Origin of the sequence: Micromonospora sp. NBC_01655 (genome assembly GCF_026339755.1) — a bacterium.
GTDB lineage: Bacteria > Actinomycetota > Actinomycetes > Mycobacteriales > Micromonosporaceae > Micromonospora.
On sequence record NZ_JAPEQF010000001.1, the window covers coordinates 1,677,152 to 1,701,429 of the forward strand.

At 76.4% G+C, this 24,278-nt stretch carries 20 protein-coding genes; 12 read left to right on the forward strand and 8 right to left on the reverse strand.

Features of this window, described 5'->3' with window-relative positions:
• Positions 1-5: 5 nt before the first annotated feature.
• From cutA to OOK41_RS07980, 3 genes are all read left to right on the forward strand, one after another.
• Positions 6-326 carry a divalent-cation tolerance protein CutA gene (gene cutA / locus OOK41_RS07970; protein WP_117665415.1) on the forward strand — a complete coding sequence of 107 codons (321 nt, stop codon included), beginning with the start codon at positions 6-8 and terminating at the stop codon, positions 324-326.
• Positions 327-373: 47 nt separating this feature from the next.
• Positions 374-4,177, forward strand: a complete 3,804-nt coding sequence (locus OOK41_RS07975; RefSeq protein ID WP_266263636.1) for an SCO7613 C-terminal domain-containing membrane protein — start codon at positions 374-376, stop codon at positions 4,175-4,177.
• A gap of 345 nt (positions 4,178-4,522) precedes the next feature.
• Positions 4,523-5,572: an acyl-CoA desaturase gene (locus tag OOK41_RS07980; protein ID WP_266263638.1), complete on the forward strand. Its 1,050-nt coding sequence runs from the start codon at positions 4,523-4,525 to the stop codon at positions 5,570-5,572.
• 59 nt (positions 5,573-5,631) lie between these two features.
• Here the strand turns inward: OOK41_RS07980 and OOK41_RS07985 are convergent, their stop codons facing one another.
• Complete coding sequence (locus tag OOK41_RS07985) at positions 5,632-6,408, reverse strand: hypothetical protein (RefSeq protein ID WP_266263639.1); 777 nt, start codon at positions 6,406-6,408, stop codon at positions 5,632-5,634.
• 216 nt (positions 6,409-6,624) lie between these two features.
• On the opposite strand from OOK41_RS07985, the gene OOK41_RS07990 reads away from it, so the two are divergent.
• Entirely contained in the window at positions 6,625-6,918 is a 294-nt protein-coding gene (locus tag OOK41_RS07990) for a 4a-hydroxytetrahydrobiopterin dehydratase (RefSeq protein WP_266263640.1), read from the forward strand.
• Positions 6,915-8,066 (forward strand): FHA domain-containing protein, encoded by a 1,152-nt coding sequence (locus OOK41_RS07995; protein WP_117665425.1) that lies wholly within the window; start codon positions 6,915-6,917, stop codon positions 8,064-8,066. The genes OOK41_RS07990 and OOK41_RS07995 overlap by 4 nt, the downstream gene beginning before the upstream one ends.
• Positions 8,067-8,146: 80 nt before the next feature.
• Here the strand turns inward: OOK41_RS07995 and rocD are convergent, their stop codons facing one another.
• The 3 genes from rocD to OOK41_RS08010 form a co-directional block, all read right to left on the reverse strand.
• Positions 8,147-9,361, reverse strand: a complete 1,215-nt coding sequence (gene rocD / locus OOK41_RS08000) for an ornithine--oxo-acid transaminase (RefSeq protein ID WP_207892605.1) — start codon at positions 9,359-9,361, stop codon at positions 8,147-8,149.
• Entirely contained in the window at positions 9,361-10,176 is an 816-nt protein-coding gene (gene ddaH, locus OOK41_RS08005) for a dimethylargininase (protein WP_266267753.1), read from the reverse strand. The genes rocD and ddaH overlap by 1 nt, the downstream gene beginning before the upstream one ends.
• A 243-nt stretch (positions 10,177-10,419) precedes the next feature.
• On the reverse strand, positions 10,420-11,037 hold the full coding sequence (locus OOK41_RS08010) for a DUF308 domain-containing protein (RefSeq protein ID WP_266263641.1): 618 nt from the start codon (positions 11,035-11,037) through the stop codon (positions 10,420-10,422).
• Between the two features lie 210 nt (positions 11,038-11,247).
• Between OOK41_RS08010 and OOK41_RS08015 the strand changes: the two genes are divergently transcribed.
• Both OOK41_RS08015 and OOK41_RS08020 read left to right on the forward strand, forming a co-directional pair.
• Positions 11,248-11,640, forward strand: coding sequence for a Scr1 family TA system antitoxin-like transcriptional regulator (locus tag OOK41_RS08015; RefSeq protein WP_266263642.1), 393 nt, complete (start codon positions 11,248-11,250; stop codon positions 11,638-11,640).
• A gap of 196 nt (positions 11,641-11,836) precedes the next feature.
• Positions 11,837-12,643: an Fpg/Nei family DNA glycosylase gene (locus OOK41_RS08020; RefSeq protein ID WP_266263643.1), complete on the forward strand. Its 807-nt coding sequence runs from the start codon at positions 11,837-11,839 to the stop codon at positions 12,641-12,643.
• Between the two features lie 18 nt (positions 12,644-12,661).
• Here the strand turns inward: OOK41_RS08020 and OOK41_RS08025 are convergent, their stop codons facing one another.
• From OOK41_RS08025 to OOK41_RS08040, 4 genes are all read right to left on the reverse strand, one after another.
• Complete coding sequence (locus OOK41_RS08025; protein ID WP_266263644.1) at positions 12,662-13,540, reverse strand: aminoglycoside phosphotransferase family protein; 879 nt, start codon at positions 13,538-13,540, stop codon at positions 12,662-12,664.
• Between the two features lie 67 nt (positions 13,541-13,607).
• Positions 13,608-15,029 (reverse strand): WGR domain-containing protein, encoded by a 1,422-nt coding sequence (locus OOK41_RS08030; RefSeq protein ID WP_117665437.1) that lies wholly within the window; start codon positions 15,027-15,029, stop codon positions 13,608-13,610.
• Positions 15,030-15,115: 86 nt separating this feature from the next.
• Positions 15,116-16,495 carry an FAD-dependent oxidoreductase gene (locus OOK41_RS08035; protein ID WP_117665539.1) on the reverse strand — a complete coding sequence of 460 codons (1,380 nt, stop codon included), beginning with the start codon at positions 16,493-16,495 and terminating at the stop codon, positions 15,116-15,118.
• Positions 16,496-16,567: 72 nt separating this feature from the next.
• A complete protein-coding gene (locus OOK41_RS08040; RefSeq protein ID WP_117665439.1) occupies positions 16,568-17,716 on the reverse strand; it encodes a glutamate--cysteine ligase in 1,149 nt (382 codons plus the stop codon).
• 179 nt (positions 17,717-17,895) lie between these two features.
• On the opposite strand from OOK41_RS08040, the gene lysX reads away from it, so the two are divergent.
• The 5 genes from lysX (at position 17,896) to OOK41_RS08065 (ending at position 24,187) form a co-directional block, all read left to right on the forward strand.
• On the forward strand, positions 17,896-21,216 hold the full coding sequence (gene lysX, locus OOK41_RS08045) for a bifunctional lysylphosphatidylglycerol synthetase/lysine--tRNA ligase LysX (RefSeq protein WP_266263646.1): 3,321 nt from the start codon (positions 17,896-17,898) through the stop codon (positions 21,214-21,216).
• A 115-nt stretch (positions 21,217-21,331) separates the two neighbouring features.
• Positions 21,332-22,036 (forward strand): DUF998 domain-containing protein, encoded by a 705-nt coding sequence (locus OOK41_RS08050; RefSeq protein WP_117665441.1) that lies wholly within the window; start codon positions 21,332-21,334, stop codon positions 22,034-22,036.
• Positions 22,033-22,959 carry an alpha/beta fold hydrolase gene (locus OOK41_RS08055; RefSeq protein WP_266263648.1) on the forward strand — a complete coding sequence of 309 codons (927 nt, stop codon included), beginning with the start codon at positions 22,033-22,035 and terminating at the stop codon, positions 22,957-22,959. Before OOK41_RS08050 ends, OOK41_RS08055 begins: the two co-directional genes overlap by 4 nt.
• Before the next feature lie 10 nt (positions 22,960-22,969).
• Positions 22,970-23,269, forward strand: a complete 300-nt coding sequence (locus OOK41_RS08060) for a DUF6412 domain-containing protein (protein WP_266263649.1) — start codon at positions 22,970-22,972, stop codon at positions 23,267-23,269.
• 168 nt (positions 23,270-23,437) lie between these two features.
• Positions 23,438-24,187, forward strand: a complete 750-nt coding sequence (locus tag OOK41_RS08065; RefSeq protein ID WP_266263651.1) for a membrane protein insertase YidC — start codon at positions 23,438-23,440, stop codon at positions 24,185-24,187.
• The last annotated feature ends 91 nt before the right edge of the window (positions 24,188-24,278 follow it).

A 24,278-nucleotide genomic window follows, 5' to 3' on the forward strand; every position in this document is an offset into this window, starting at 1 on the left:
CGGTCGTGGAGCAGATCAGCGTGGTGACGACGGTGGTGGACAGCCGCTCCGTCGCGGACGTTCTGGCGGCCGCCGCGGTGGCCGGCCGGCTCGCCGCCTGCGCGCAGGTGGGCGGCCAGGTGGACAGCACCTACTGGTGGCGGTCCGCGGTGGAGACCAGCTCGGAGTGGTCGGTGCTGTTCAAGACCGCGCCGGACCGGGTGAACGCGCTGGTCGACCAGATTCGCGCCACCCACCCGTACGAGGTGCCGGAGATCCTGGTGACCCGGACGGAGAGCGGCAACCCCGACTACTCGGCCTGGGTGCACGAGCAGACCCGTCCCTGAGTACCCGCACTCTGGCGGGGGTGGATCACGGTCATCATGATGGTCGGGTGGACTCCACTGGCTACCCCTGCCCGGGGTGCGGCGCTCCCGCCGACCTGAGCGTCGGCTGCCGGCGCTGCGGCCGGGCACCCGATCCGGCCGCCGCCGAGGTGATCCGGCTCGACCGGGAGATCGTCCTGCTCACCGGGCGGGCGGAGCAGGCCCGCCGGGCGTACCTCGAACTGGCCGGGGCGGTGCGGTCGGCGCAGGCCCACCGGGCGGAGCTGGCCGCCCGGGTCCGGGCGGCGAACCCGGTCGGCACCCCGAACCCGGTCGGCCTGGTGCCGGCTGCGTTCCCTGGTCCGGTGCCGGCTGCGTCGCCCGGCCCGGTGCCGGCTGCGCCCCGCGGCCCGGTGCCGGCTGCGCCCCGCGGCCCGGTGCCGGCTGCGCCCCGCGGCCCGGTGCCGGCCGTGTTGCCGGCCGTGTCGCCCGGGCCGGTGCCGCCGCAGCGGTTCGGGCCGGCCGCGTCGGTCGGCGGGGCGGAGACCTCCACCCGGACGGTGCAGGGGCTGCTCTTCGTGCTCGGCGGCCTGCTGCTCGGCACCGCGGCGGTGGTCTTCACGGCGGTCGCCTGGGCCGCGGTGGGCATCGTCGGCCGGGCGCTGATCCTGCTCGCCTTCACCGCGCTCGCCCTGGCCGTCCCGCCGTTTGTGGCGCGGCGCGGGCTGCGCGGCACCGCGGAGACCTTCGCCGCGGTGGGGCTGCTGCTGGTGGTGCTCGACGGGTACGCCGCCTGGTCGGTCGACCTGTTCGGGGTGACCGACTGGCCGGTGGCCCGCTACGCCGCGCTGGTCGGGGGGGCCGGCGCGGCGCTGGCGGCCGGCTACGGCCGGCTGACCCGTCTCGCGGTGCCGTGGTTCGCGGCGCTGCTCACCGCGCAGCCGGTGCTGCCCCTGCTCGCCGCCCCGGCCCGCCTGTCGGCGGCCGGGTGGGCGCTGGTGTTCGTCGGCGTCGCGGCGCTGAACCTGGCCGTGGTCGCCGCCCTGCCCAGCCGCGCCCCGGCCCCGCCGGGGACGCCGGGCGCGGTGACCGGTCCGGCTCCGGCGGGGGGCGCGGGTCCGGCGGTCGGGGGGCCGTCGGTCGAGGGTCCGGCGGTCGGGGGGCCGTCGGTCAAGGGTCCGGCGGCGACGGCCGGCGGGGGGCCGGCCGTCGCCGCCGGGCGGGTGCTGGCCTGGCTGGGCCACGGGGTCGCGCTGGCCGTCGCGGCGGGGTGCGCGCTGGTGCCGCTCGCCCTGGGCCGGGCCGCCGGCACGCCGTTGCTGGCCGGGGGACCGCTGCTGCTGGTGGCCCTGACGCTGCTCGGGGCGGCACTGGTGGCCGGCGGGCGGGTGTTCCGGGCGATCACGGCCGGGGCGGTGGTTCCGGTGCTCGCCCTGGCGCTGCTCCGGCCGGTGGGTGAGCTGCGGCCGAACCTGCTGACCGTGGCGACGGCGCTGATCGCCCTCGTGCTGGCCGGCACGGTCCGGCTGCTGCCCCGCCGGGTCGGGCCCGGCCCCCGGGGCGGGGGCCTGGTGGTGGCCACCGGGGCAGTCCACGTCGCCGCGCTGCTCGCCGTCGTGCTCGGCGCGGTCGCGGTGGGTCGGGTGCTGCCGCCGTGGCGGGGCGTCGCTGCCGGTCCGGACCTGTCGTGGGGGTGGCAGGTCCCGGTCGCCGTGGTGCTGTCGGCCGTGGCGCTGGCGGCGCTGCTGCCCCGGGTGGCGTGGCCGGTCACCGGGGCGGTCGCGGTCGCGTTCGGCACCCTCTCCCTCGCGGGCGCCGGGCCGGTGCCGTGGCCGGCGGTGCCCGCCGCCGACCTGGTCGTCGGGGCGGCCCTGCTGCTGTACGCGGTCACCCGGGCCCGGCCCTGGTGGGGGGCGCTGGCGGCGGCGGTCGCCGGCGGGGCGCTGGTCGGGCACGCCCTGCTGGTCGGGCTGGCCACGCCGGCCGGGGAGGCGGTGCTGCTCGGCGCGGTCGTGCTGGTCGGGACGGCGGTCGCCGCCCGTGGCCGGCGGGCCACCGGGGTCGGCCGGGGCGTCGCCGGGGCGGCCCTGGCCGCCGCGCTGCTGGCCGTCCCGGGCACGGTGGCCGTCGCGTCCTTCGCGGCCGGAGCGGCGCCCTGGTGGCAGGCGCGGGCCGCCCTGGTCGCCGTCGGTCCGGCGCTGGCCGGGCTGCTCGCCGTCCGCCGTTGGTGGCCCGAGCTGACCGGGTACGCCTCGACCGCCTTCGCCGTCGGGTCAGTGCTGGTCGGGCTCGCGCCGCTGGTCGTCCGGGCCGACGAGCCGGTGCCGCTCTATGCCGCCCTGGTGGCGCTGCTGACGGTGCTCGCCGGGCCGGGCGCCCGTCCCAGGGGCGCGCCCCTCGTCGCCGGCCTCGGGCTGCTCACGGTCGCGCTTCTCGCCGCCGCCCCGGCGGTCGTGGCGGCGCTGGTCGCCCCGCACGGCGGGCCGGCCCTGCCCTGGTCCGGCGCGCCGACCGGCGGGACGGTCCCGGGGGCCACCCCGGTCGGCGTGGCCCTGCTCGTGCTCGCCCTGGCGGCGGGGTTGGCGCGCCGGTCCCCGCACTTTCACGGAAAGCGTGGCCATTCGGCGTCCCATGTCCCCTCTTCCCGTGAAAGTGCGGGGGTTGGCCGGGAGCCGGCCGGGGCGGCGGACGGCGCGCAGCGTTTCGGGGTGGCGGTCGGCGGGGGGGTCTTGCCGGTGGCGGGGGGTGGCGCGTGGTGGGCTGCGCTGCCGTTCGCTGCGGCGGCCCTGCCGGTGCTGCTGACCGCCGCCGGTACGCCGTGGCCGGTGGTGCCGGCCGTCCTCCTGCTCACCGGGCTGGCCGCCCTGCTGGCCGCCGCGCTCGCCGGGGCCCGGCCGCTGCTCGTCCCGGTCACCGTGCCGGTAGGGCTGGTGGCCACCGTGTTCGGGCTGGGTGGGCTGCTCGCCACCCGGGCCGGCACCCTCATCGGCCTCGGCGCGCTGGTGGTGGCCGCCACGGTGGTCGCCGTCGGGGGCCGGGTGGGCCCGGTCCGGCTGGGCGGGGCCCTGGTGGCGGTCGGCGCGGCGACCGGGTTCGCGATCACCGCCGCGCTGGTGGCGAGCATGCCGCTGCGGTCGGTCTCGTTCGCCGTGCTGGTGGTCGCGGTGCTGGCCCTGGCCGTCGCCGCCCTGCCGGCCGGGCGCGATCCGGCCCGGGGTCCGGTGCTGGACGTCGCCGCCCAGTCCGTCGCCCTGCTCGGGGTGCTGCTGGCCGCCGGATCACCCCGGCACGCCGCCGCGGTCTGCGTGCTCTGGGGGGCCGCGGTGGGGCTGCGGCTGCTGCGTCGCGGCGAGTCGACCGGGCGGCGGTGGGCGTTCGCGGGCGTCGCCGGGGGCAGCGAGCTGCTCGGCACCTGGCTGCTGCTGGGCGCGGGCGGGGTGGTGCTGCTGGAGGCGTACACCCTGCCGGCGGCCGGGGTGGCGCTGGCCGCCGGGGCGGTGGCGCTGCGCACCCGGCCGGGCCTGAACAGCTGGCTCGCGCTCGGACCCGGGCTGGCCGCCGCGCTGCTGCCCGGCCTGGTGTCGGTACTGTTCGCGCCGGAACCGCAGCCCTGGCGGCGGCTGCTGCTCGGGGCCGGCGCCCTGGCCGTGGTGCTGGCCGGTGCGGCGCGTCGCTGGCAGGCGCCGGTGCTGCTCGGCGGGACCACCCTGGTCCTGCTCGCGCTGCACGAGCTGGCGCGTGGCTGGGACCTGCTGCCCCGCTGGATCTTCCTGGCCGTCGGCGGCCTGGCCCTGATCGGCCTGGCCACCACGTACGAGCGGCGCCGGCGCGACCTGGCCCGGCTACGGTCAGTGGTGGGCCGGATGGGCTGAGCCCGGTGCCCCGAGCGGGGCGCGGCGGCGTTCGAGGCGGTCGGCGGCGGTCGGCGGTTCGGTCGCGGGTGCTCCGGCGCCCGGCCGTTCCTTGATCAACCTGATGTGCGGCATGTCGAGGTGTCGGGCGGGCGGGAAGGCGCTGTTCGCGGCATCCCGAGTGGATCATGATGGGTCGGGGCGACCCGATGCGGCCCGAGGGGGCGGATCCGCCGGAGCGGGGGTAGGGCGTGCCCTACCCTGGAGACGGGGGTTGCCCGGGTTACCCTGCGCAACCGTTTCGCGCACACTTAACGGGAGGGCACGCCGTCCGGCGTGACCGGGTGCCGAGACGCGGGAGCCCAGATGGTGCGTGCAGCGACAGTGGATCGGCCTACCAGGCGGGGCAGCGACTACGCGGAGTTGTCCCGGCGGATCAGCCGGGCGGGCCTGCTGGACCGTCGGCCCGGCGGGTATGCGGCCCGGATCGCGCTGACCGTGGCCGTCTTCGTCGCCGGCTGGGTGGCGGTGCCGCTGGTCGGCGACTCGTGGTGGCAGCTCGTGGTGGCGGTCGGCCTGGCGGTGGCCACCACCCAGGTGGCGTTCCTCGGGCACGACGCCGGGCACCGGCAGATGTTCCGTCGTCGAGGCCCCAGCGAGGTGGCCGGGCTGCTCGCCGGCAACCTCGCGGTCGGGCTCAGCTACGGCTGGTGGGTGGACAAGCACAACCGGCACCACGCCAACCCGAACCACACCGACGAGGACCCGGACGTCGGGGCGGGGGCGCTGGTCTGGACGCACGAGCAGGCCGTCGCGACCCGGGGGTTCGGCCGTCGGCTGGCCCGTCGGCAGGCGTGGCTGTTCTTCCCGATGCTGCTGCTGGAGGGGCTGGCCCTGCACGTGGCGAGCGTACGGGCGCTGGTCGCCCGGGGGCCGGACGGCCGGTACACCACGCCGATGCGGCACCGGGCCGTCGAGGGGCTGCTGCTCGCGGCGCACGCCATCGGCTACCTCGGCCTGCTGTTCGCGGTGCTGTCGCCGGGGAAGGCGCTGGCGTTCGTCGCCGTGCACCAGGGGCTGTGGGGGCTCTACATGGGCTGCGCGTTCGCCCCGAACCACAAGGGCATGCCGATGCCGACGGCCGACGACGACCTCGACTTCCTGCGCAAGCAGGTGCTCACCTCGCGCAACGTGCGGGGCAGCCGGTTCGTCGACGTCGCGCTCGGCGGGCTGAACTACCAGATCGAGCACCACCTGTTCCCGAACATGCCTCGGGGGAACCTGCGCCGGGCCCGGCCGCTGGTGCGGGCGTACTGCGCCGAGCTCGACCTGCCGTACGCGGAGACGGGGCTGGTCGAGTCGTACCGGCAGGCGCTCGCCCACCTGCACGAGGTGGGCCGGCCGCTGCGCGGCTGAGCCCGGACGCGACGGGGCGGCGCCGGCCGGCGCCGCCCCGTCGCGGTGCTCCGCACAGGTCAGCCGCCGAACGCCTTCTTCAGCGACTCCGGCGCCTCCTCGGTCTCGCCGGCCGCAGGCTTCTCCGGCGACACGGAGGCCCCGAAGTCCGAGTACGTGGTGGTCATCTTGCCCAGCGACGCGACCAGCACACTGGTGTCCACGACCAGCTCGACGAGCCGGCCCTCGGCGTCGGTCTTGGCGGTGAAGGGGACGACCTTGGCCTTCGCCCCGAGCGCTTCGATGGCCTTGTTGTCCGGGTTGGCCTTGGTGTAGTCCAGCGTGCCGGAGAAGGCGCCCTCACCGGTCTTCTGCACGTCGACCACGCCGCCGACGATCTTCATGGCGCCGCCCGGGTCGCCGTCGGGCATCAGGTTCATCTGCCCGTTGGCGCCGAGCTTGGTGGCATCCATGTGCAGCCACTTGGTGGAGATCGTGTTCACCTTGAGCCACGCGTCGTCGCTGATGATGATCACGCGGATCTTGCCGCCCTGGGCGCCCATGTCCAGCGTCATGTCGGCGGACTTGCTCCGCGGGTCCATCAGGCCGCCGCCGCTCAGGATCGAGGACTTGATGTTCATCCGGACGCTCTGCTCGTTCAGCTTCAGCGCGGCGGCGGTCAGCTCGGCGAGCGCGTCGGCCGGGGCGCTGCTGGCGGGCGCCGAGCCGGTGCCGGCGCTGCCGCTGGCGGCTGGAGTGTCCGCTCCGTCCTGGTTGCCGCAGCCGGTGAGGCCGAGACCGAGACCGAACGTGGCGACGAGCGCGACCCCCGTGGTTGCCAGCCGTCGAGTGTTCATTGTGGATGACTCCTAGTGAAGGGTGGGCCGGGCGGCGGTGTAGCCCACCCGGCCGGGCCGCGGGCCAGCGTAGCGGGCGGGGCCGACAGTTGCTGGTCCGTCACCGGCCCCCTGCGCCGGCCTCCGTGCCCTGCCCGGCCTGTCCGCGCAGGTCGGCGGGGTGGACGAGGTGGTGGGGAGAGCCGGTCGCACCGCCCTGCCGGTAGGGTCAGGGCCATGGCAGACGTGCTCACCGCGCAGGCGGTGCGAGACGGGCTGGGCGGCCTGGCGGACTGGACGGGGGACCCGACCGGGATCAGCCGCACCGCCGAGCTGGGCAGCTTCCCGGCGGCCGTCGCGGTGGTCGACCGGGTCGCCGTGGTGGCCGAGGAGCTGGACCACCACCCCGACATCGACATCCGGTGGCGGACCCTCACCTTCCGCTGCGTCACCTACTCGGCCGGCGGGGTCACCCACCGTGACCTGGAGCTGGCGCGGCGGATCGACGACATCGTCCGGAGTGCCCGATGAGATTCGAGATCAGCAAGGTGCTCGACGCCATCGAGGGGCGGGTCTGCACCGATCCGTCGCTGGCCCGGGCCGTGCTCGACCTGGCCGAGGTGATCCGGTACCAGGACCTCGACGGCGGCCGGCCGGCGAGCCTGCTGCGGCTCGGCATGGTGATCGACGCGCTCGCCCGCGACCTGGAGGAGGACAGCGTCCCGGTCTACGCGATCGTGCACCGGGCGCTGCTCTCCGACGCCGACCTGACGTCCAACGAGCGGATGGTGGTCCGCCGCTGGGCCGACGACGGCCTGGTGGAGGTGCTCGACAACCCCGGCGACCGGATGCTGGAGGTGGCCGACCTGCTCGGGCTGCCGGTGCTCAGCCGGGCCCGCTTCGACGGCCTGCGCGGCCGGTTCCCGTGGGTGGCCGAGCAGCCCGGCCGGGTGCTGGCCCCGGTGCCCGGCGCGGGCGGGCCCGTGTTCATCGGCCACGTCGGCGGCGGCAACGTGCCCGTCGCCGGCACCCGTTCGGCCACCGGCGCGAAGCTGCTCGCCCGGCAGTGGCGCTGCCCCGAGCCGGGCTGCGCCCTGTTCGGCGCCGGTGGGGGCGGCGGCGCCTTCGCCGATCTGGCCCGGGTGGAGCGGGCCCCGGCCGGCCAGCCCCCGCCCACCCTGCGCGGCGGGGCGCCGACCTGTCCCCGGCACGGCGCCCGGCTCGGCGACGCCGGGCCGCGCCCGCGTACCGAGGTGCTGGCGGTACGCATCGGTGGGCTGATCCGCCGCCGGTTCGTGCTCACCGAGGGGCAGTCGGTGCTGGTCGGGCGCGCGCCGGAGCCGCAGGGCGGGATCGTGCTCGGCCAGTGGCTCAACGACGAGGCGCGGCGCTGGATCAGCCGCGCCCACGTCCGGTTCGAGCTGCGGGTCGGCGAGGTGATCGTCACCGACATCAGCACCAACGGCTCCGGGGTGCGTCCCGGCGGCTCGATGGCCGAGCCGGACCGGATTCCGCTGAAGCCGCAGCAGTCCCGGGTGCTCAGCGCCAACGACATGGTCGAGCTGTACCCGGGGGTGCAGGTCGGCCGCGCCGACGAACTGCCGACGGGCGCCCCGTTCACCCCCACCTCGGTGATGGCCGAGGCCCCCACCATGGCGATGCGCCTGCCCCGGCCCTGAGACCGGGCCGCCGGGGGCGGGCCGACGACGGCGGGCGCCGGGACCGTGGTCCCGGCGCCTGCCGTTCGCGTACGGGTGGATCAGCCGGCCAGCACGGCGGCGAGCTGCGCGACGGCCTGGTCGATCTCCTCGGCGGTGATCACCAGCGGCGGGGCCAGCCGGATCGTCGAGCCGTGGGTGTCCTTGGCCAGGACGCCCCGCTCCATCAGCCGCTCGCAGGCCTGCCGGCCGGTCATCAGCGCCGGGTCGATGTCCAGGCCGGCCCACAGGCCCCGGCCCCGGACGGCGACCAGCCCCTTGCCGACCAGCGACTGGAGGCCGGCGTGCAACCGCTCGCCCAGCTCGGCCGAGCGGCGCTGGAACTCGCCGGTGGCCAGCAGCCGGACCACCTCGGTGGCGACGGCACAGGCCAGCGGGTTCCCGCCGAAGGTCGAGCCGTGCTGGCCGGGCTTGAGCACCCCCAGCACGTCGGCGTTCGCGGCGACCGCGGAGACCGGCACGATGCCGCCGCCGAGCGCCTTGCCCAGCAGGTACATGTCCGGCACCACGCCTTCGTGCTCGCAGGCGAAGGTAGCCCCCGTCCGGCCCAGGCCGGACTGGATCTCGTCGGCGACGAGGAGCACGTTGCGCTCGGTGCAGACCCGGCGTACGCCCGGCAGGTAGCCCGCCGGCGGCACCACGACGCCCTGCTCGCCCTGGATCGGCTCCAGCAACACGGCGACGGTGTTCTCGTCGATCGCGGCGGCCAGCGCGTCCAGGTCGCCGTACGGGACGACGGTGAAGCCCGGGGTGTACGGCCCGAAGTCCGCCCGCGCGTCCTCGTCGGTGGAGAAGCTGACGATGGTGGTGGTACGGCCGTGGAAGTTGCCCTCGGCGACGACGATGTTCGCCTGCCCGGCCGGCACCCCCTTGACCTGGTAGCCCCACTTGCGGGCCACCTTGATCCCGGTCTCCACCGCCTCGGCCCCGGTGTTCATCGGCAGCACCAGGTCCTTGCCGCACAGCTCGGCCAGTTCCCGGCAGAAGTCGGCGAACTGGTCGTGGATGAACGCCCGGCTGGTGAGGGTCAGCCGGTCGAGCTGCGCGTGCGCGGCGGCGACGAGCTGCGGGTGCCGGTGGCCGAAGTTGAGCGCCGAGTAACCGGCGAGGCAGTCCAGGTAGCGCCGCCCGTCCACGTCGGTGAGCCAGACGCCCTCGGCAGAGGTGATCACCACCGGCAACGGGTGGTAGTTGTGCGCGGTGTAGCGCTCCGCGTCCCGGACCTCGCCCGGCGTCCGCAGCATGTCGTCCACGATCACTTGCTCGCCTTTCCCTGACGGAGCCGCAACGTGCAGCACTTCGGTCCACCGCCGGCCTTGCGCAGCTCGGACAGGTCGACGCCGATGGTCTCGTAACCCCGGTCGCGCAGCTTCGCGGCCAGGCCGGTGGCCTGCGCGGGCAGCACCACGTGCCGGCCGTCGCCGACCGCGTTCAGCCCGAGCACCTCCGCGTCGGCCATGGTGGCGTGGACGGCGTCCGGGAACAGCCGGCGCAGCACGGCCTGGCTGCCGGGGGAGAACGCCTCCGGCAGGTACGCCACGGTCCGCTCGTCGAGCACGGTCAGCGCGGTGTCCAGGTGGTAGAAGCGCGGGTCGACGAGCTGCATGGTAACCACCGGATAGCCGAACACCTCCTGCAACTGGGCGTGCGCGGCGTGTGCCGTGCGGAACCCGGTGCCGGCCAGCAGCACGTCGCCCGCCAGCAGGATGTCGCCCTCGCCCTCGTTGACGTGCTTCGGGTCGTACATCTCGAAGCCGGCGGCCTCGAACCAGGCCTGGTAGGCCGGGGCCTCGTCGGCGCGCTGCGGGTCGCGGAACTGCACGGCCATCGCCCGGCCGTCGATCACGGTGCCGCCGTTGGCGGCGAACACCATGTCGGGCAGGCCGGGCAGCGGGGCGATCTCCTCGACCGTGTGGCCCAGCTCGCGGTAGATCCCGCGCAGCTCCTCCCACTGCCGGATCGCCAGGTCGGTGTCGACCGGGGCGGTCGGGTCCATCCACGGGTTGATCGCGTAGTCGACGGCGAAGTACGTCGGCCGGCACATCAGGAAGCGCTGGCTGGTGGCGTCCATCGTCATTGTCCTGCTCCCAGGGCTCGGGCGCGCCCCGGCCACCTTCGGCCCACGGGGCTGGCGCCGTTGCCCAACCGTATGCGGCGGGCGTCGACGACATCCACCAGTGGAACTTGCGTCGACCGGCCGATCATTGCGTATAGCAGGCACCATCCGGCGATTCGTTGCGCAGCCCCGGTCGTCGATCAGCGCCCCACCCACCCCACCCCGCCCGGCGAACCGCCGGCGAGCGGGAATCTGCCGTCAGAACCGATCGACAACCTGTGAGTCGAGCCACTCCCGCAGTCGCTGTACCCAGTCCCCGTCGGTGGTCGGCCAGTCGAACTGGCCGGTCATCGCCAGCACGCCGAGGACCACGGCGGCGAGGCCGAAGGCCATGCCGAACAGGGCGTCGGTCTTGCCGGCGATGTGCCGGCGGCGGGTGGCGAGCAGGCCGAACACGGACAGCACCGCGCCGAGCGCACCGACCGCGATGCCGTATCCGGCGAGGGTCCCGGTGAGCACGGCGAGCGCCCCGGCGACGCCGACGATCAGGCCGAGGGTGGCGAGCAGGCTGGCCCGCGGCTTCAGCTCCGGCTGCGGCGTCAGCTCCGACCGGGTCTCGGCGTCGGCGGCGGTGCGGGCTGCCGGCACCGGCCGCTCGGCGGTGCGGTCTGCCGGCGACGGCCGCTCGGCGGTGCGGTCCCGGTCGAGGCGGTACGTCGCCTGCTCGTCGCCGCGGTCGGTGAGCACCGGCTGGCCGACCGGGCGGCTGGTGTCCGTCGCGACGGCCTCCGCGAACCCGTCGACGCGGCCGTCGCCGTTGCTGTCGTACGTCGTCGCCGGCTCGCTCCGGCGCGACAACAGCGAAGGAATCTTCACCTCGTCACCTCCTGATCAGTGCATGGAAGTCTGGGCAGCGCCAGGGGCAGCCACGCGGTCATACCCCCGAGGTACCCAACCGCCGAGGTACCCAACCGCCGAGGTACCCAACCGCCGAGCCGCCGACACCCCGGTCACCGGTCCGGGTGGCCCCACCCCCGACGCCGCACCGCCCGGTCGACGGGGGCCGCCGTGTGTCCTGTGGAGCTGATGTCGGGAACGGATCGGCCGTCCAGCGGTCGGCGCGGGGGCGGTGCGGCCGTCGGATACGGGGGCGAGCTGATCCCAGGGCTGTTCCAGACCCGGGAGTACGCCGCCGAGCCGTTCCGCCGGAAGACCCCGGCCCTGGGCGCCGCCGAGCGGGAGCGGCTGATCGCGGTCCGGTGGCAGCGGCAGGGCATCCCGGTCCGCCGGCTGCCCGCCGCGCCGGCGCTGCGGGTGGTGCTCAGCGAGGTGGTGCTGCGCCGCCCCATCCCGGACCGGGTCGCGATGGCCGCCCAGCTCGGCCACCCGCGCGACGTGGCCGCGCTGGGCGGCCTGCGCCCAGGTCTGGGCGGACCTGGAGGCGCGGGCCCTGGACGAGGCAGAAATCGGAACGGATGATCAAGATGGTCATGGAGAAGCATTCCGTGTATCAGCGCGGACTGTGTGGCCCGTGACCCGCGCCCGGGCGGGACCGCCCACAGGCGTCGGGCGGGCGCCGGGCGGTGAGGCCGCCGGGCGGTGGGGCAGTCGGGCGGGGGCAGTCGGGGCAGTCGGGGCAGTCGGGTGGGTGGTGTCGGGGGATACCGTGGCGGGCGTGCCTGAGGGACATAGCATTCACCGGCTCGCCGCTCGGCACGCCGAGCTGTTCGTCGGCGACAAGGTGCAGGCCGCCAGCCCGCAGGGCCGCTTCGCCGAGGGCGCCGCCCGGCTGTCCGGCACCGTCCTGGACGGCACCGAGGCGTACGGCAAGCACCTGCTGCACCACTACGCGCACGAGCTGACCCTGCACGTGCACCTCGGCCTGTACGGCAAGTTCGCCGACGGGCCGGGCGAGCCGCCGCCGCCCGTCGGTCAGGTGCGGCTGCGACTGACCAGTGACGCGCACTGGCTGGACCTGCGCGGCCCCACCGCCTGCGAGCTGCTCACCCCGCCCGAGGTGGCGGCGCTGCGCCACCGGCTCGGCCCCGACCCGCTGCGCGCCGACGCCGACCCGGCCCGCGCGTACGCCCGGATCTCCCGCAGCCCGACCCCGCTCGCGGCGCTGCTGCTCGACCAGTCGGTGGTGGCCGGCACGGGGTTGATCTTCGTCACCGAGGCGCTGTTCCGGGCCGGGCTGCCGCCCACCCGGCCCGGCCGGGAGCTGACCCCGGTGCTCTGGCGGGAACTGTGGGCGGACCTGGTGGCGCTGATGACCCGGGCCGTCGAGGTGGGCCGGATCGACACCGTCCGGGACGCCCACCTGCCGGAGGCCACCGGCCGGGCGCCCCGGGTCGACCGGCACGGCGGCGAGGTGTACGTCTACCGCCGCCCCGGCCAGCCCTGTCACGTCTGCGGCGACGAGGTGCGCCGGGGCACCCTGACCGGCCGCAACCTCTACTGGTGCCCCACCTGCCAGCGCTGACCGGCCCAGGTCCGCGAGTCAGCGCAGTCCGGCGAGCCAGCGGGCAGTCTCGACCTGGTCGGCGAAGACGACGTCCTCGTCCATGCTCCAGGCCAGAGTGTGCCCGACGGCCCAGCCCAGGACCCGCTCCCGGTCCAGGCCCAGCTCGGCGGTGAGCCGGTCCAGCCGGCGCCGCACCGCCGCCGGGGAGTGGCCCAGCTCCTGACCGCGGACGATCGCCACCACACCGAATTCGCGCTCACCCGCCAGCGGCTTCGGGTCGATCACCAGCCAGGGCTCGCGGCTGGCCCGCAGGATGTTCCCGGCGTGCAGGTCCTGGTTGACCAGCACCTGCTCGCCCTGCGTCCTGGTCAGCTCGGCGAGCCGCCCGAGCGCGGTGTCCAGCAGCCGGCGCTCGAACGGGCGACCGAGCCGCTCCCACTTGACCGGCATCCGCTCCCGCCAGCCCGCGGCCTCCTCGGCCAGCGGGGTGAACGGCGAGCCGGCGGGCCGCCAGAGCCGGGGCAGCAGCCCGGCGATCACGTCCAGCGCCTCGTCGGCTGCCACGGCGTGCAGCGGCGTGCCCGGGTCGCAGCGCTCCACCAGCAGCGCCCGCCGGGCCGGGGCGTGCGCGAGCAGCCGGACCGCCCCGTCGCCGGCCCAGCGCGCCAGCGCCGTGGCCTCGTGCTCGCTGTCCGGGTCCGGGTACTGGAGCTTGAGCACCGCCCGGGTGCCGTCGGGCAACTCCACCGGCACCGCCAGCGAGGCGAACGCGTACGGGAACGGCCGCCCCAGCCGCAGCCCCCACTGCTCGACGCACTCCGCCAGCAGGCCGGGCAGCGCCGACAGCCAGGATCGGCCGGCGGGCGTCCGCCGCACCCAGCCCAGCCCTTCGGGGATCTCCAGCTCCGTCTCCATCGGACCATCATCAACCAGGCCGCGGCGTGACCGGAGGCAGCCCGGGCAGCGGGCCGCCGCCCGGCGCTCAGCGCAACCGGCGGATGTCGCCGTACGCCCGGTAGAAGCCGCCCCGGCCCGCCTGGCGGACCTCGGTGACCAGGTAGCGCGCCCCCGCCTCGCGGATGCCCTTGGGGAACTGCACCGACCAGTCGCGCTGGTAGCCGGCGGAGAGCACGTGGACGCGCAGCCGGCCGCCCTCGTCGACGCACTGCACCACCACGCCACCCTGGTCGTCGGTGGCGACCTCCACCGTGGTCCAGGCCGCCGGCTCGGGCAGCCGCGCCGGGGCCTTGACGTCCACCACCTCCGGCACGCTGCCCTGCTCGGCGGCCCGGATCGCCGGCTCGCTCGCGTCGACGCAGGCCAGGTAGCCCGCGGTGGTGACCACGTAGAGCCGCTGGTCGTGGTACTGCATGGAGAACGCCGAGCCGCAGCCGGTGCCGAGCTTCCACAGCCGGTTGCCGGCCGCGTCGAAGCAGTAGATCGAGGACTGGTTGTCGCCGGCGAAGACGTACCGTCCGTCCTCGGCGGTGGCGCAGGAGAAGACCGGGGCGTCACAGCGGTACGACCGCTCGGTGTGCCCGTCCTTGCGCAGCCGCACCACCTCGCGGGTGCCGGTGCCGGCGAACACGGCGTCCCGCTCCTGCCAGCCGAAGAGCACCGACCCGGTGCGGGTGTGCCACAGCTCCCGCCCGGTGCGCCAGTCGTAGCCGGTCACCCCCTGGGAGTGGCCGTGGTAGAGCGCGTCGGCGTCGCAGCGCACCATCCACGCGGACCGGCCGCGCCCCGGCCGCCGCCAGAGGAACTCGTCCTCGTGGTCGATCGCGGCGATCCCGCCGTCGGCGTCGGAGACGCCCAGCACCCCGTCGTGGATGTCCAGCCAGTAGATGTCGATCTCCGGGGTGATCGCGTACGCCACCCGGGGCACCTTGCCGGAGAGGTCGTAGACGTTGCCGTCGTCGCAGCCCGCGTAGATCCAGGCGTCGTCGGCGACGATGCACTTCACCCCCTCGGGGAGCCGGACCTGGTTCAGCACCCGGGCGTCGTGGTCGAGGGTGGTGATCACCCCGTGCTCGTTGCCGACCATGCAGTGCTGCCCGTCGACGAAGATGCCGAACGCGGGCGCGCCCGAGGCGTACCGCCACAGCACCGGGGCGGTCCGGGCGGTCGAGCGGGTGCTGACGATCTGCCGGCGGGAGACCGGCCGCTTCTGGCGGGCGCCGGGCACCGCCGGGGCGTACCCCTTGCGGACCTTGTCGCCGATCTTCTTCGCGGCGGCGGCGCGGGCACGGGCGTTGTCCGGGAAGGCCGTGGTCTTCACCTGCCCCTGGTCGCCGATCCGGCCGTAGCGAACGGTCATCGTCGTGTCGTCCACCACCACCTCGTAGAACTTGTGCGCCGCACCGTCCACTTCGGACAGTTCGAGGTAGGTCGTCTCCTGCGACATGGGGGTGCCTTTCGAGGGGGAGGGGCGCCGGACCCGGCACCGCGACAGCGCGCACACGCTAACCGCGACCCCCGACAAGGAACGGTCTATCCCCGGCCGCGGTCGAGGGCGTCGACGGCCTTGCGGGCCGCGATCAGCACCGGGTCCCAGACCGGGGCGTACGGCGGGGCGTAGCCGAGGTCGAGGGCGGTCATCTCGTCCACCGTCATGCCGTTCCACAGCGCCACGGCCAGGGTGTCGATCCGCTTGGCCGCCTCCGACCAGCCGACGATCTGCGCGCCGAGCAACCGCCCGCTGGGGCGCTCGGCGATCAGCTTCACCGTCATCGGCCGCGCCCCCGGGTAGTAGCCGGCCCGGTTCGTCGACTCGGCCACCACCGAGACGAACTCGAAGCCGCTGGCCGTGGCCTCCCGCTCGCGCAGGCCGGTGCGACCCACCTCCAGCTCGCAGACCTTGGTCACGGCCGTGCCGATCACGCCGGGGAAGGTCGCGTACCCGCCGCCGAGGTTGATCCCGGCGACCCGGCCCTGCTTGTTGGCGTGGGTGCCCAGCGGCACGTGCACCGGCAGGCCGCTGACCAGGTGCAGGCTCTCCACGCAGTCGCCGGCCGCCCACACCCCGGGCACCCCGGCCACCCGCATCCGCCGGTCCACCCGGATCCCGCCGGTGGGGCCGACCGGCAGGCCGGCGGCCTCGGCGAGGGCGGTGTCGGGGCGTACCCCCAGGCCCAGGACCACGACGTCGGCCGGCACCGGCCCGTCGTCGGTGACCACGGCGGACACCCGCCCGTCGCGCCGGTCGAGCCCGGTCACCCCCACGCCGGTACGGATGTCGATGCCGATGCCGCGCATGGCCGTCGCGACGAGCGCGGCCATGTCCGGGTCGACGGTCGACATCGGCTGGTCGGCCCTCTCGACCAGGGTGACCGACAGCCCGCGCTGGACCAGCGCCTCGGCCATCTCCACCCCGATGTAGCCGCCGCCGACCACCACCGCCCGCCGGGGCGCCGGATCGGCGTCCAGCCAGTCACGCAGGGCTCCGGCGTCGTCGAGGGTCTGCACGCCGAAGACGCCGTCCATGTCCGGGTCGGCCCAGGCGGGCTTCGTCGGCACCGCGCCGGTGGCGTACACCAGGTCGTCGAACCGCTCGCGGACCTCGCCGCCGCGGTCGAGGTCGAGGGCCACCACCTCCCGGCGGTCCAGGTCGATCGCGGTCACCTCGTGCCGCACCCGGACGTCGATGTCGAACTCGTCGCGGAAGGTGGCCGGGGCGCGGGCGACGAGCAGGTCCCGGTCCGGGACCAGCCCGCTGATCCAGTACGGGATGCCGCACGCCGAGTACGACGTGTGGTGCCCCCGCTCGAAGGCCACGATCTCCAGGTCCGACCGGTCCCGGCGGCGCCGCGCCTGGGAGGCCGCCGCCATCCCGGCGGCGTCCCCGCCGATGACGACCAACCGTTGCGTCACGCTGACCATCCTGTCACGCTCCGCTCGCCGTGGAGCCCGTCCCGCCGCGCACCGGCCGGCCGGTCGACGCGCTCAGCCACGGGTCTGGCAGGCCACGTCGCGCACCACGTCGACCAGGTTCCCGGTGCGGGCGAAGACCGCCCGCTGCCGGGCCGCCCCGGTGCCGTGCCGGCGCAGCCCGCCCAGCAGGTCGGTCACCTCGGCCAGGTCGCCGTGCCGCTCCAGCTCCGGGCGCAGCCGGTCGACCAGCCGGTCCAGCAGCTCCCACGCCGGGCGCAGCTCACCGTCGGCGAGGTCGACGCCGTCGCCCTCCAGGCCGTCGTGGGCGGCCCGCCAGTGCGCGGCGACCAGCAGGTGGTGGTCGGTGCGGACCGGCGGCCGGCCCTCGGCGAGGTCGGTCATCGCGGTGGCCACCAGGGCCCGGACCAGGGCGGCGACCAGCACCGCGTCGTCCACCGACGGGCAGACGTCGCCGATCCGCAGCTCCACCGTCGGGTACCTGGCCGACAGCCGGGCGTACCAGTAGAGCATCCCCTCGTCGAGCATCACGCCGCTGGCGATGAGCTGCCGGATCAGCCGCTGGTAGTGCTCGTGCGACTCCAGGAACGGCGTCGGCGCCACCGACGGCCACCGCTCCCACTCCACCGAGCGCCAGCTCGCGTAGCCGGTGTCCACGCCGGCCGAGAACGGGGAGTTGACCGTCACCGCGTGCAGGATCGGCAACCAGGGCCGGACGTGGTTGAGCAACTGCACGCCGGTCTCGGCGTCCGGCACCCCGACGTGCACGTGCATGCCGTTGTTGCCGGGGCCGGGCACCAGGAGCCGGAACCGCTCGATCATCCGGTCGAAGCGGGGCTTGTCGACCACCGGCGGCACCGGGCCGTCGACCGGGCCGGTGCCGATGGCCAGCACCCGTACGCCGGCCTGTTCGGCCGCCTCGGACAGCGCCCGGCGCAGCACCCCCAGTGAGTGCCGGATCGACGACAGCTCCAGCCCCGGCGGGCTGCCGATCTCGATCTGGCTGGTCTGGAACTCGCGCTCCACCTGCCCGCGCAGCTCGGCCGGCACCTGCTCCAGCACCAGATCCACGGCCGGCACGGCGGTACCGGTGTGCGGGTCGACGAGCAGGAACTCCTCCTCCACGCCGACGGTGAGCAGGTCGGTGCCGCCCGGGGCCGCGTCCCGTTCCCGCTGCGCCACTGAACCGCTCATCGCCCTCACCGTCCGTTTCCGCAGCCGTCGCGGCGCCGTGCCGCGACGTCGACCGGCCATTACCCACAGTGTCGGGGCGGGGAAACGCCGCCGCCCGCGTGTCGCCCGCCGCCGCGCCGTTCGCGTTACCGGGCCAACGGAGCATTCCCCACCAGGTGCGGGAGCGCCGGCGGGACTACCATGGGGCGGTGACCGACGCCCGGCGGGTGCACCGGGACTGGCGCCGCCAGGTGCCCCGGGCCTTCGCCACCCTGCTCTGGGTGATCGCCACGGTCTGCGCGCTGGCCGCGGTGAGCAGCGCCGTCCGCTCCGACATCCAGCCGGTCCGCACCGCCGTCGACACGCTGCTGCTGCCCGCGCCGGCCAACCTGGCGTACGCGGTCTTCCTCGGCACCCTCGCCTCGGCGGTGCTGCGCCGCAAGCGGCTGGCGTACTGGGTGCTGGTCGTCTACTTCACCCTCAGCCTCGCCGTCGGCGTGCTGGCCGGCGGGCTGTTGCTGCTGGTCGGGGCGAACCGGCTCACCGACGACGCCGGCCGGCGGCTGTTCAGCGCCGTGGAGACCGTCGGCGTCTGGGTCGGCATCGGCTTCGCCGCCGGGGCGCTGGCCCTGCTGGTCGCCGCCCGCCGGGAGTTCTACGCCCGGGTGCGCAGCGGCAGCACGCGCCGCGCCCTGGCCGTGTTCTTCGGGCTGGCCGTCGCCTCGGTGGGGGTCGGCTACCTGCTGCTCACCGCCGTCCCCGGCAGCCTGCGTAGCTGGCTGGACCGGCTTGGGTACGCCATCGAGAAGGTCTTCGGCGGCGCGATCAGCCTGGACGTCACCCGGCAGGGGCAGGCCCCCGGCTGGGTGAACCTGCTGCTCGGCGGGTTGGGTGCGGTGGCCTTCGTGGCCGGCCTGTTCACCCTGTTGCGGTCGCAGCGCGCTGCCGCCGTGCTGCACGCCGACGAGGAGCAGCGGATCCGGGAGTTGCTGGCCCGGCACGGCGGGCGGGACTCGCTCGGCTACTTCGCCACCCGCCGGGACAAGGCGGCGGTCTTCTCGCCCAGCGGCAAGGCGGCCGTCACCTACCGGGTGGTCAACGGGGTCAGCCTGGCCAGCGGCGACCCGCTGGGCGACCCGGAGGCGTGGGGCCCGGCCATCGAGGCGTGGCTCGACCAGGCCCGCGCGTACGCCTGGACGCCGGCGGTGATGGGCGCGGGCGAGGCCGGCGCGCGGGCGTACCAGCGGCACGGGCTGAAGGTGCTGCACCTGGGCGACGAGGCGATCCTGCTGGCCCGCGAGTTCGACCTGGACGGGCGGGACATGCGCCCGGTCCGGCAGGCGGTGCACCGGGTGGAGCGGGCCGGCTACACCGCCCGGGTGCGCCGGCACGCCGAGATCCCCGCCGGTGAGCTGGCCGAGCTGGCCCGGCTCGCCACCGCCTGGCGGGACACCGACCACGAGCGCGGCTTCTCGATGGCGTTGGGCCGGCTCGGTGACCCGGCCGACGGCGACTGCGCGCTGGTCGAGGCGCGCGACGGCGACGGCCGGGTACGCGCCCTGCTGTCGCTGACCCCGTGGGGCGCCGACGGGCTCTCCCTGGACCTGATGCGCCGCGACCGCGTCGCCGAGAACGGGGTCACCGAGTTCCTGGTGGCGGCGCTGCTCGGGGCGGCGCCGAGGCTCGGCGTCGAGCGGGTCTCGCTCAACTTCGCGGTGTTCCGGTCGGTCTTCGAGCAGGGTGCCCGGATCGGGGCCGGCCCGGTGATCCGGCTCTGGCGGCACACCCTGCTGTTCTTCTCCCGCTGGTGGCAGTTGGAGTCGCTGTACCTGTCCAACGCCAAGTACCAGCCGCACTGGGCGCCCCGCTACCTCTGCTTCGCCGAGCGCCGGGAGCTGGCCCGGGTGGGGCTGGCGGCGGCCGTCGCCGAGGGCTTCGTCGCGCTGCCCGGCGGCCGGCCCGCCCCGCTGCACGGGGTGCCGCCGGCCGGCGGCGGGGTGGGCTTCGTGCCGCCGGAGGCGGGCGCGGTGCACGCGGTCGCCCCCGAGGCCGCCGGGGAGCACCGGCCGCAGCAGCGCTCCGAGCAGGTGCGGGTGCGGCTGGCGAAGCTGGACCGGCTGCGCGCGTCCGGGGTCGACCCGTACCCGGCGGGGTTCGCCCGCACCGACGACTGCGCGGCGGTGCGGGCCCGGCACGCCGGGCTGGCCCCGGACACCGGGACCGGGGAGACGGTGTCGGTGGCCGGGCGGGTGCTGCTGGTCCGCGACCACGGCGGCGTGCTGTTCGCCACCGTCCGGGACGGCAGCGGCGACCTGCAACTGCTGGTGGAGCGCGACCTGGGCCGGTGGCGGGCCGCCGTCGACATCGGCGACCACGTCGGCGCGACCGGCGAGGTGTACGCGACGCGGCGCGGCGAGGTGTCGGTCCGGGTCGCCGACTGGCGGCTCACCGCCAAGTGCCTGCGCCCGCTGCCGGACAAGCACCGGGGGCTGGCCGACCCGGAGGCCCGGGTCCGCCAACGGTACCTGGACCTGGCGGTCAACCCGGGCGCCCGGGAGCTGCTGCGGGCCCGGGGCGCGACGCTGGGCAGCCTGCGGCGGTCCCTGGTGGACCGGGGCTACCTGGAGGTGGAGACGCCGATCCTGCAACGGGTGCACGGCGGCGCGAACGCCCGCCCGTTCGTCACCCACAGCAACGCCTACGACCTGCGGCTGAGCCTGCGCATCGCCCCCGAGCTGTACCTCAAGCGGCTCGCCGTGGGCGGCGTCGAGCGGGTGTACGAGCTGGGCCGGGCGTTCCGCAACGAGGGCGTCGACGCCACCCACAACCCGGAGTTCACGGTGCTGGAGGCGTACCAGGCGTACGGCGACTACCACACCATGCGGGAGCTGGCCCGGGAGCTGATCGTCGCGGCGGCGGTGGCGGTGCACGGCGCGCCGACGGCCCGCCGGCCCGGCACCGGCGAGCCGGTCGACATCGGCGGCGGGTGGCCGGTGCGCACGGTCAACGAGGCGGTCTCCGCCGCGCTCGGCGAGGAGGTCACCGCCGACACCGGCGTGGCGGCCCTGCGCAAGCTCTGCGACGCCGCCGGCGTGCCGTACGACCCGGGGTGGGGGCGCGGCGCGGTGCTGCTGGAGCTGTACGAGCGGCTGGTCGAGGCGCGCACCGACGTGCCCACGTTCTACCTGGACTTCCCGACCGACGTCTCGCCGCTGACCCGGCAGCACCGGGACGACCCCCGGCTGGCCGAGCGGTGGGACCTGGTGGCGTTCGGGATGGAGCTGGGCACCGCGTACTCGGAGCTGGTCGACCCGACCGAGCAGCGGCGGCGGCTGACCGAGCAGTCGCTGCGGGCGGCCGGCGGCGACCCGGAGGCGATGGAACTGGACGAGGACTTCCTCACCGCCCTGGAGTACGCGATGCCGCCCACCGGGGGCCTCGGCCTCGGCGTGGACCGGCTGGTGATGCTGCTGACCGGGCGGTCGATCCGGGAGACGCTGCCCTTCCCGCTGGTCCGCGAGTCGTCGTGACGACGCCGGCCGGGGCGGGGACGCGGGACGCGCGGATGCCGGCGCCGGGCGGGAAGCGCGGGGCGGGGACGCGGGACGCGCGGATGCCGGCGCCGGGCGGGAAGCGCGGGGCGGCGTGAGGCCGGTCCGGGCCGGCCGCGCGTGGCCGGTGGCGGCGCTGGGGCTGGCCGCCGTGCTCTACGCGTCCTGGCTGCTGGGGCCGCTGCTCAACCCGGCGCTCGGCCCGCTCACCGGGTACGCCAGCGAGCTGGCCGCCCGCGACCAGCCGTACCACCTGGTCTTCGGCCTGGGTGACCTGTCCACCGGCCTGCTGGCCGCGGCCGCCGGGACGGCGCTGACGCGGCGCGCCCGGGGCTGGCCCCGGGCGGCCTGGGCGGGGGTGGCGCTGTTCGGGGCGGCGACCGCCCTGGACGGCGGCGTGGCGACGATGGACTGCTCCCCGTCGCGGGACGCCGCGTGCGCCCGGTTGGAGGAACTGGGCGAGGTGTCGCTGCGCCACCAGACGCACACGGTCACCTCGTCGGTGGCGGTGGCCGCCGCCCTGTTCTCCCTGCTGGCGTTCCTGGCGGCCACCCGGGGGGCGACCGGTTCCCGGCACCGGTGGGCGCTGCTGGTGGCCGGCGTGCTGCTGGTCGGGACGGCCGGCACCCTGGTCGAGGTGGCCCGCCCGGGTGAGCTGCTCGGTCTCTGGCAGCGGGTCCAACTCGCGGGCCTGTCCGGTTGGCTGCTGCTCGCCGCCGGGGCGGCCGTCCCCGGCCCGGGCGCCGTGACCGGCCGACCGGCCGGGCGCGACGGCGGCGACCCGGGGCGGGGCCGGTGACCGGCCGGCCCGGCGGGCCGGTCGGCGGCCCCGGGCGGACTCCGGCTCCCGGGGACCCGGTGCCCGGGCGGCTGCCGCCCGGGGTGCGGGTGGACGGCTCCGGCGAGCCGGCGGTGCTGCTCTGCGCCGGGATGGCCGAGGACTCCGGGGCCTGGGACCGGCTGGTGCCGCTGCTCGCCGGCCGGCACCGGGTGCTCCGGTTCGACCGGCCCGGCCTCGGCACGCTGCCGGCGGGGCGGTGCCCGCCGACTCTGGCCGGGGAGGTGGCCCGGATCGCGGCCGTGGTCGGGGCGGCCGGGCCGGGCCGGGTGGTGCTGGTGGCGCACTCGGCGGCGGCGTTGCCCGCCGAGGCGTACGCCCGGCTGCGTCCGGACCGGCTGGCCGGCCTGGTGCTGGTCGACCCGAGCGTGGCCGGCCCGCCCCCGGCCGGGCTCGCGGCGGTCGCCGCCGGGGCCGCCTGGCTGGCCGGCGTCGCCGGGCCGGGGCTCGCCGTGCTGCTGGACCGGACCGGGCTGGCCCGCCGGGTCGGCCCGTGGGGGTGGGAGCGGGCGGTACGCCGGCTGGCCGCCGCGCCCCCCGACCCGGCGTGGCGGGCCGCGGCCCGGCGCGCGTACGGCGACGGCGCGGTGCTGACCGCCGTGCTGGTCGAGTGGCTCGCGCACCCGACGGTGGCCGCCGACCTGGTCGAGCTGCGCCGGCACGTCCCGGCGCCGGCCCTGCCGGTGCGGGTGCTGACCGCCCTCGGTGACCTGCCCGGCTCCCGCGCCCGGCGGGCCTGGCGGTCCGGGCACGCGGCGCTGGCCGCCGCCTTCCCGGCCGGGCGGCAGGTGGTGCTCCGCGACGCCCGGCACCTGCTGCACCGGGAGCTGCCCGGCGAGGTGGCCGCCGCGATCGTCGCCGTGACGGTGGACAGCGGGCCCTAGGCTGACCGGCGTGGCGGGATTGCTGCTGACGGTGACGGGGCTGTGGGCGTACGCGCTCACCCACCTCACCGTGCTCGCGGACCGCCCGGCGGAGCTGATCGCCGGGGCGGCGGTGGCCGCCGCCGTGCTGCTCGCGGTGCTGCTGGCCGGTCGTCCCGGCGCGACCGCCGGCCCGCCGGCCCGGTCCGCGGGGCACGGTGCCGCCCTGCGCGCCCGCGCCCGCCGCCGGGGTGTCCCCCGGCAGGTCGACCCGGACGCCGCCGGCCGCCCCCGGCCCCGCGCGCCGGGCCTGCGTCCCTCGGCCGGGTAGCGCTCCCCGGGCCACGCCGGCCCGCGCCGGCGTCGGTCGCCGGGGCGCGGCGGGCGGTCCATGCCCCGTCGCGTCGATGTCGCCGTCCGGCCGATTCCGCCGTCGTCGCCCCCGCCGCCCGCGCCCGGGCCCGGCCGGGGCATCCGGAATCGGACCGAGGGGTCACCCATGCTCGCCTTCGCACCGCTGCACGGCCCGGTCGGCGTCGCCGCCGCCGCCGCCGTCACCTGGCTCGCCGACACGCTGCACCCGCTGGCCGGCGGGGCCGCCACGGCCGCCGCCATAGTCCTGTTCACCGTCGCCGTCCGCCTGCTGATCTCGCCGCTCACCCTGGCCCAGGTGCGCGGTGAGCGGCGCCGCGCGGCCCTCGCCCCGCAGGTCCGCGACCTGCGACGCCGGTACGCCGACGACCCGGCCCGGTTGCAGAGCGAGCTGTTCGGGCTCTACCGGTCGGCCGGGGCGAGCCCGGTCGCCGGCTGCCTGCCGGCCCTGCTCCAGGCCCCGTTCTTCCTGATCATGTACCGGCTGTTCAGCACCGACGAGGGCGGCACCGGGCTGCTCGACGAGCGGCTGGCCGGGGTGCCGCTGGGCTGGCACGTCTCCGACGGGCTCGGCGGGGCGGCCGGCCCGCTGTTCGGGGCGCTGCTCGCGGCGCTGCTGGCGCTGGCCTGGTGGTCGTCCCGGCGGGCGCGGCGCGCGGCGGCGGTCACCGGCACCGCCGCCGGTACGCCGACCGGGGCCCCGGGGGCGGCCACCCTGGCCCGGCTGATCCCGCTGCTGCCGTACCTGACCGTGCTGGCGGCGCTGGTGGTGCCGCTGGCGGCGGTGCTCTACCTGGTCACCACCACGGCGTGGACGGCGCTGGAGCAGACGGTGCTGCGCCGCCCCCAACCGGTGCCCGCCGCCGACGCCCGCTGAGGGGGTGAGGAGGGGTCCCCGGTCGACGCCCCCGGTCGCGGAGGGGACCCCTCTCCCGCCATCTCGTCGTCATCCTCTGGACAGAAACAGT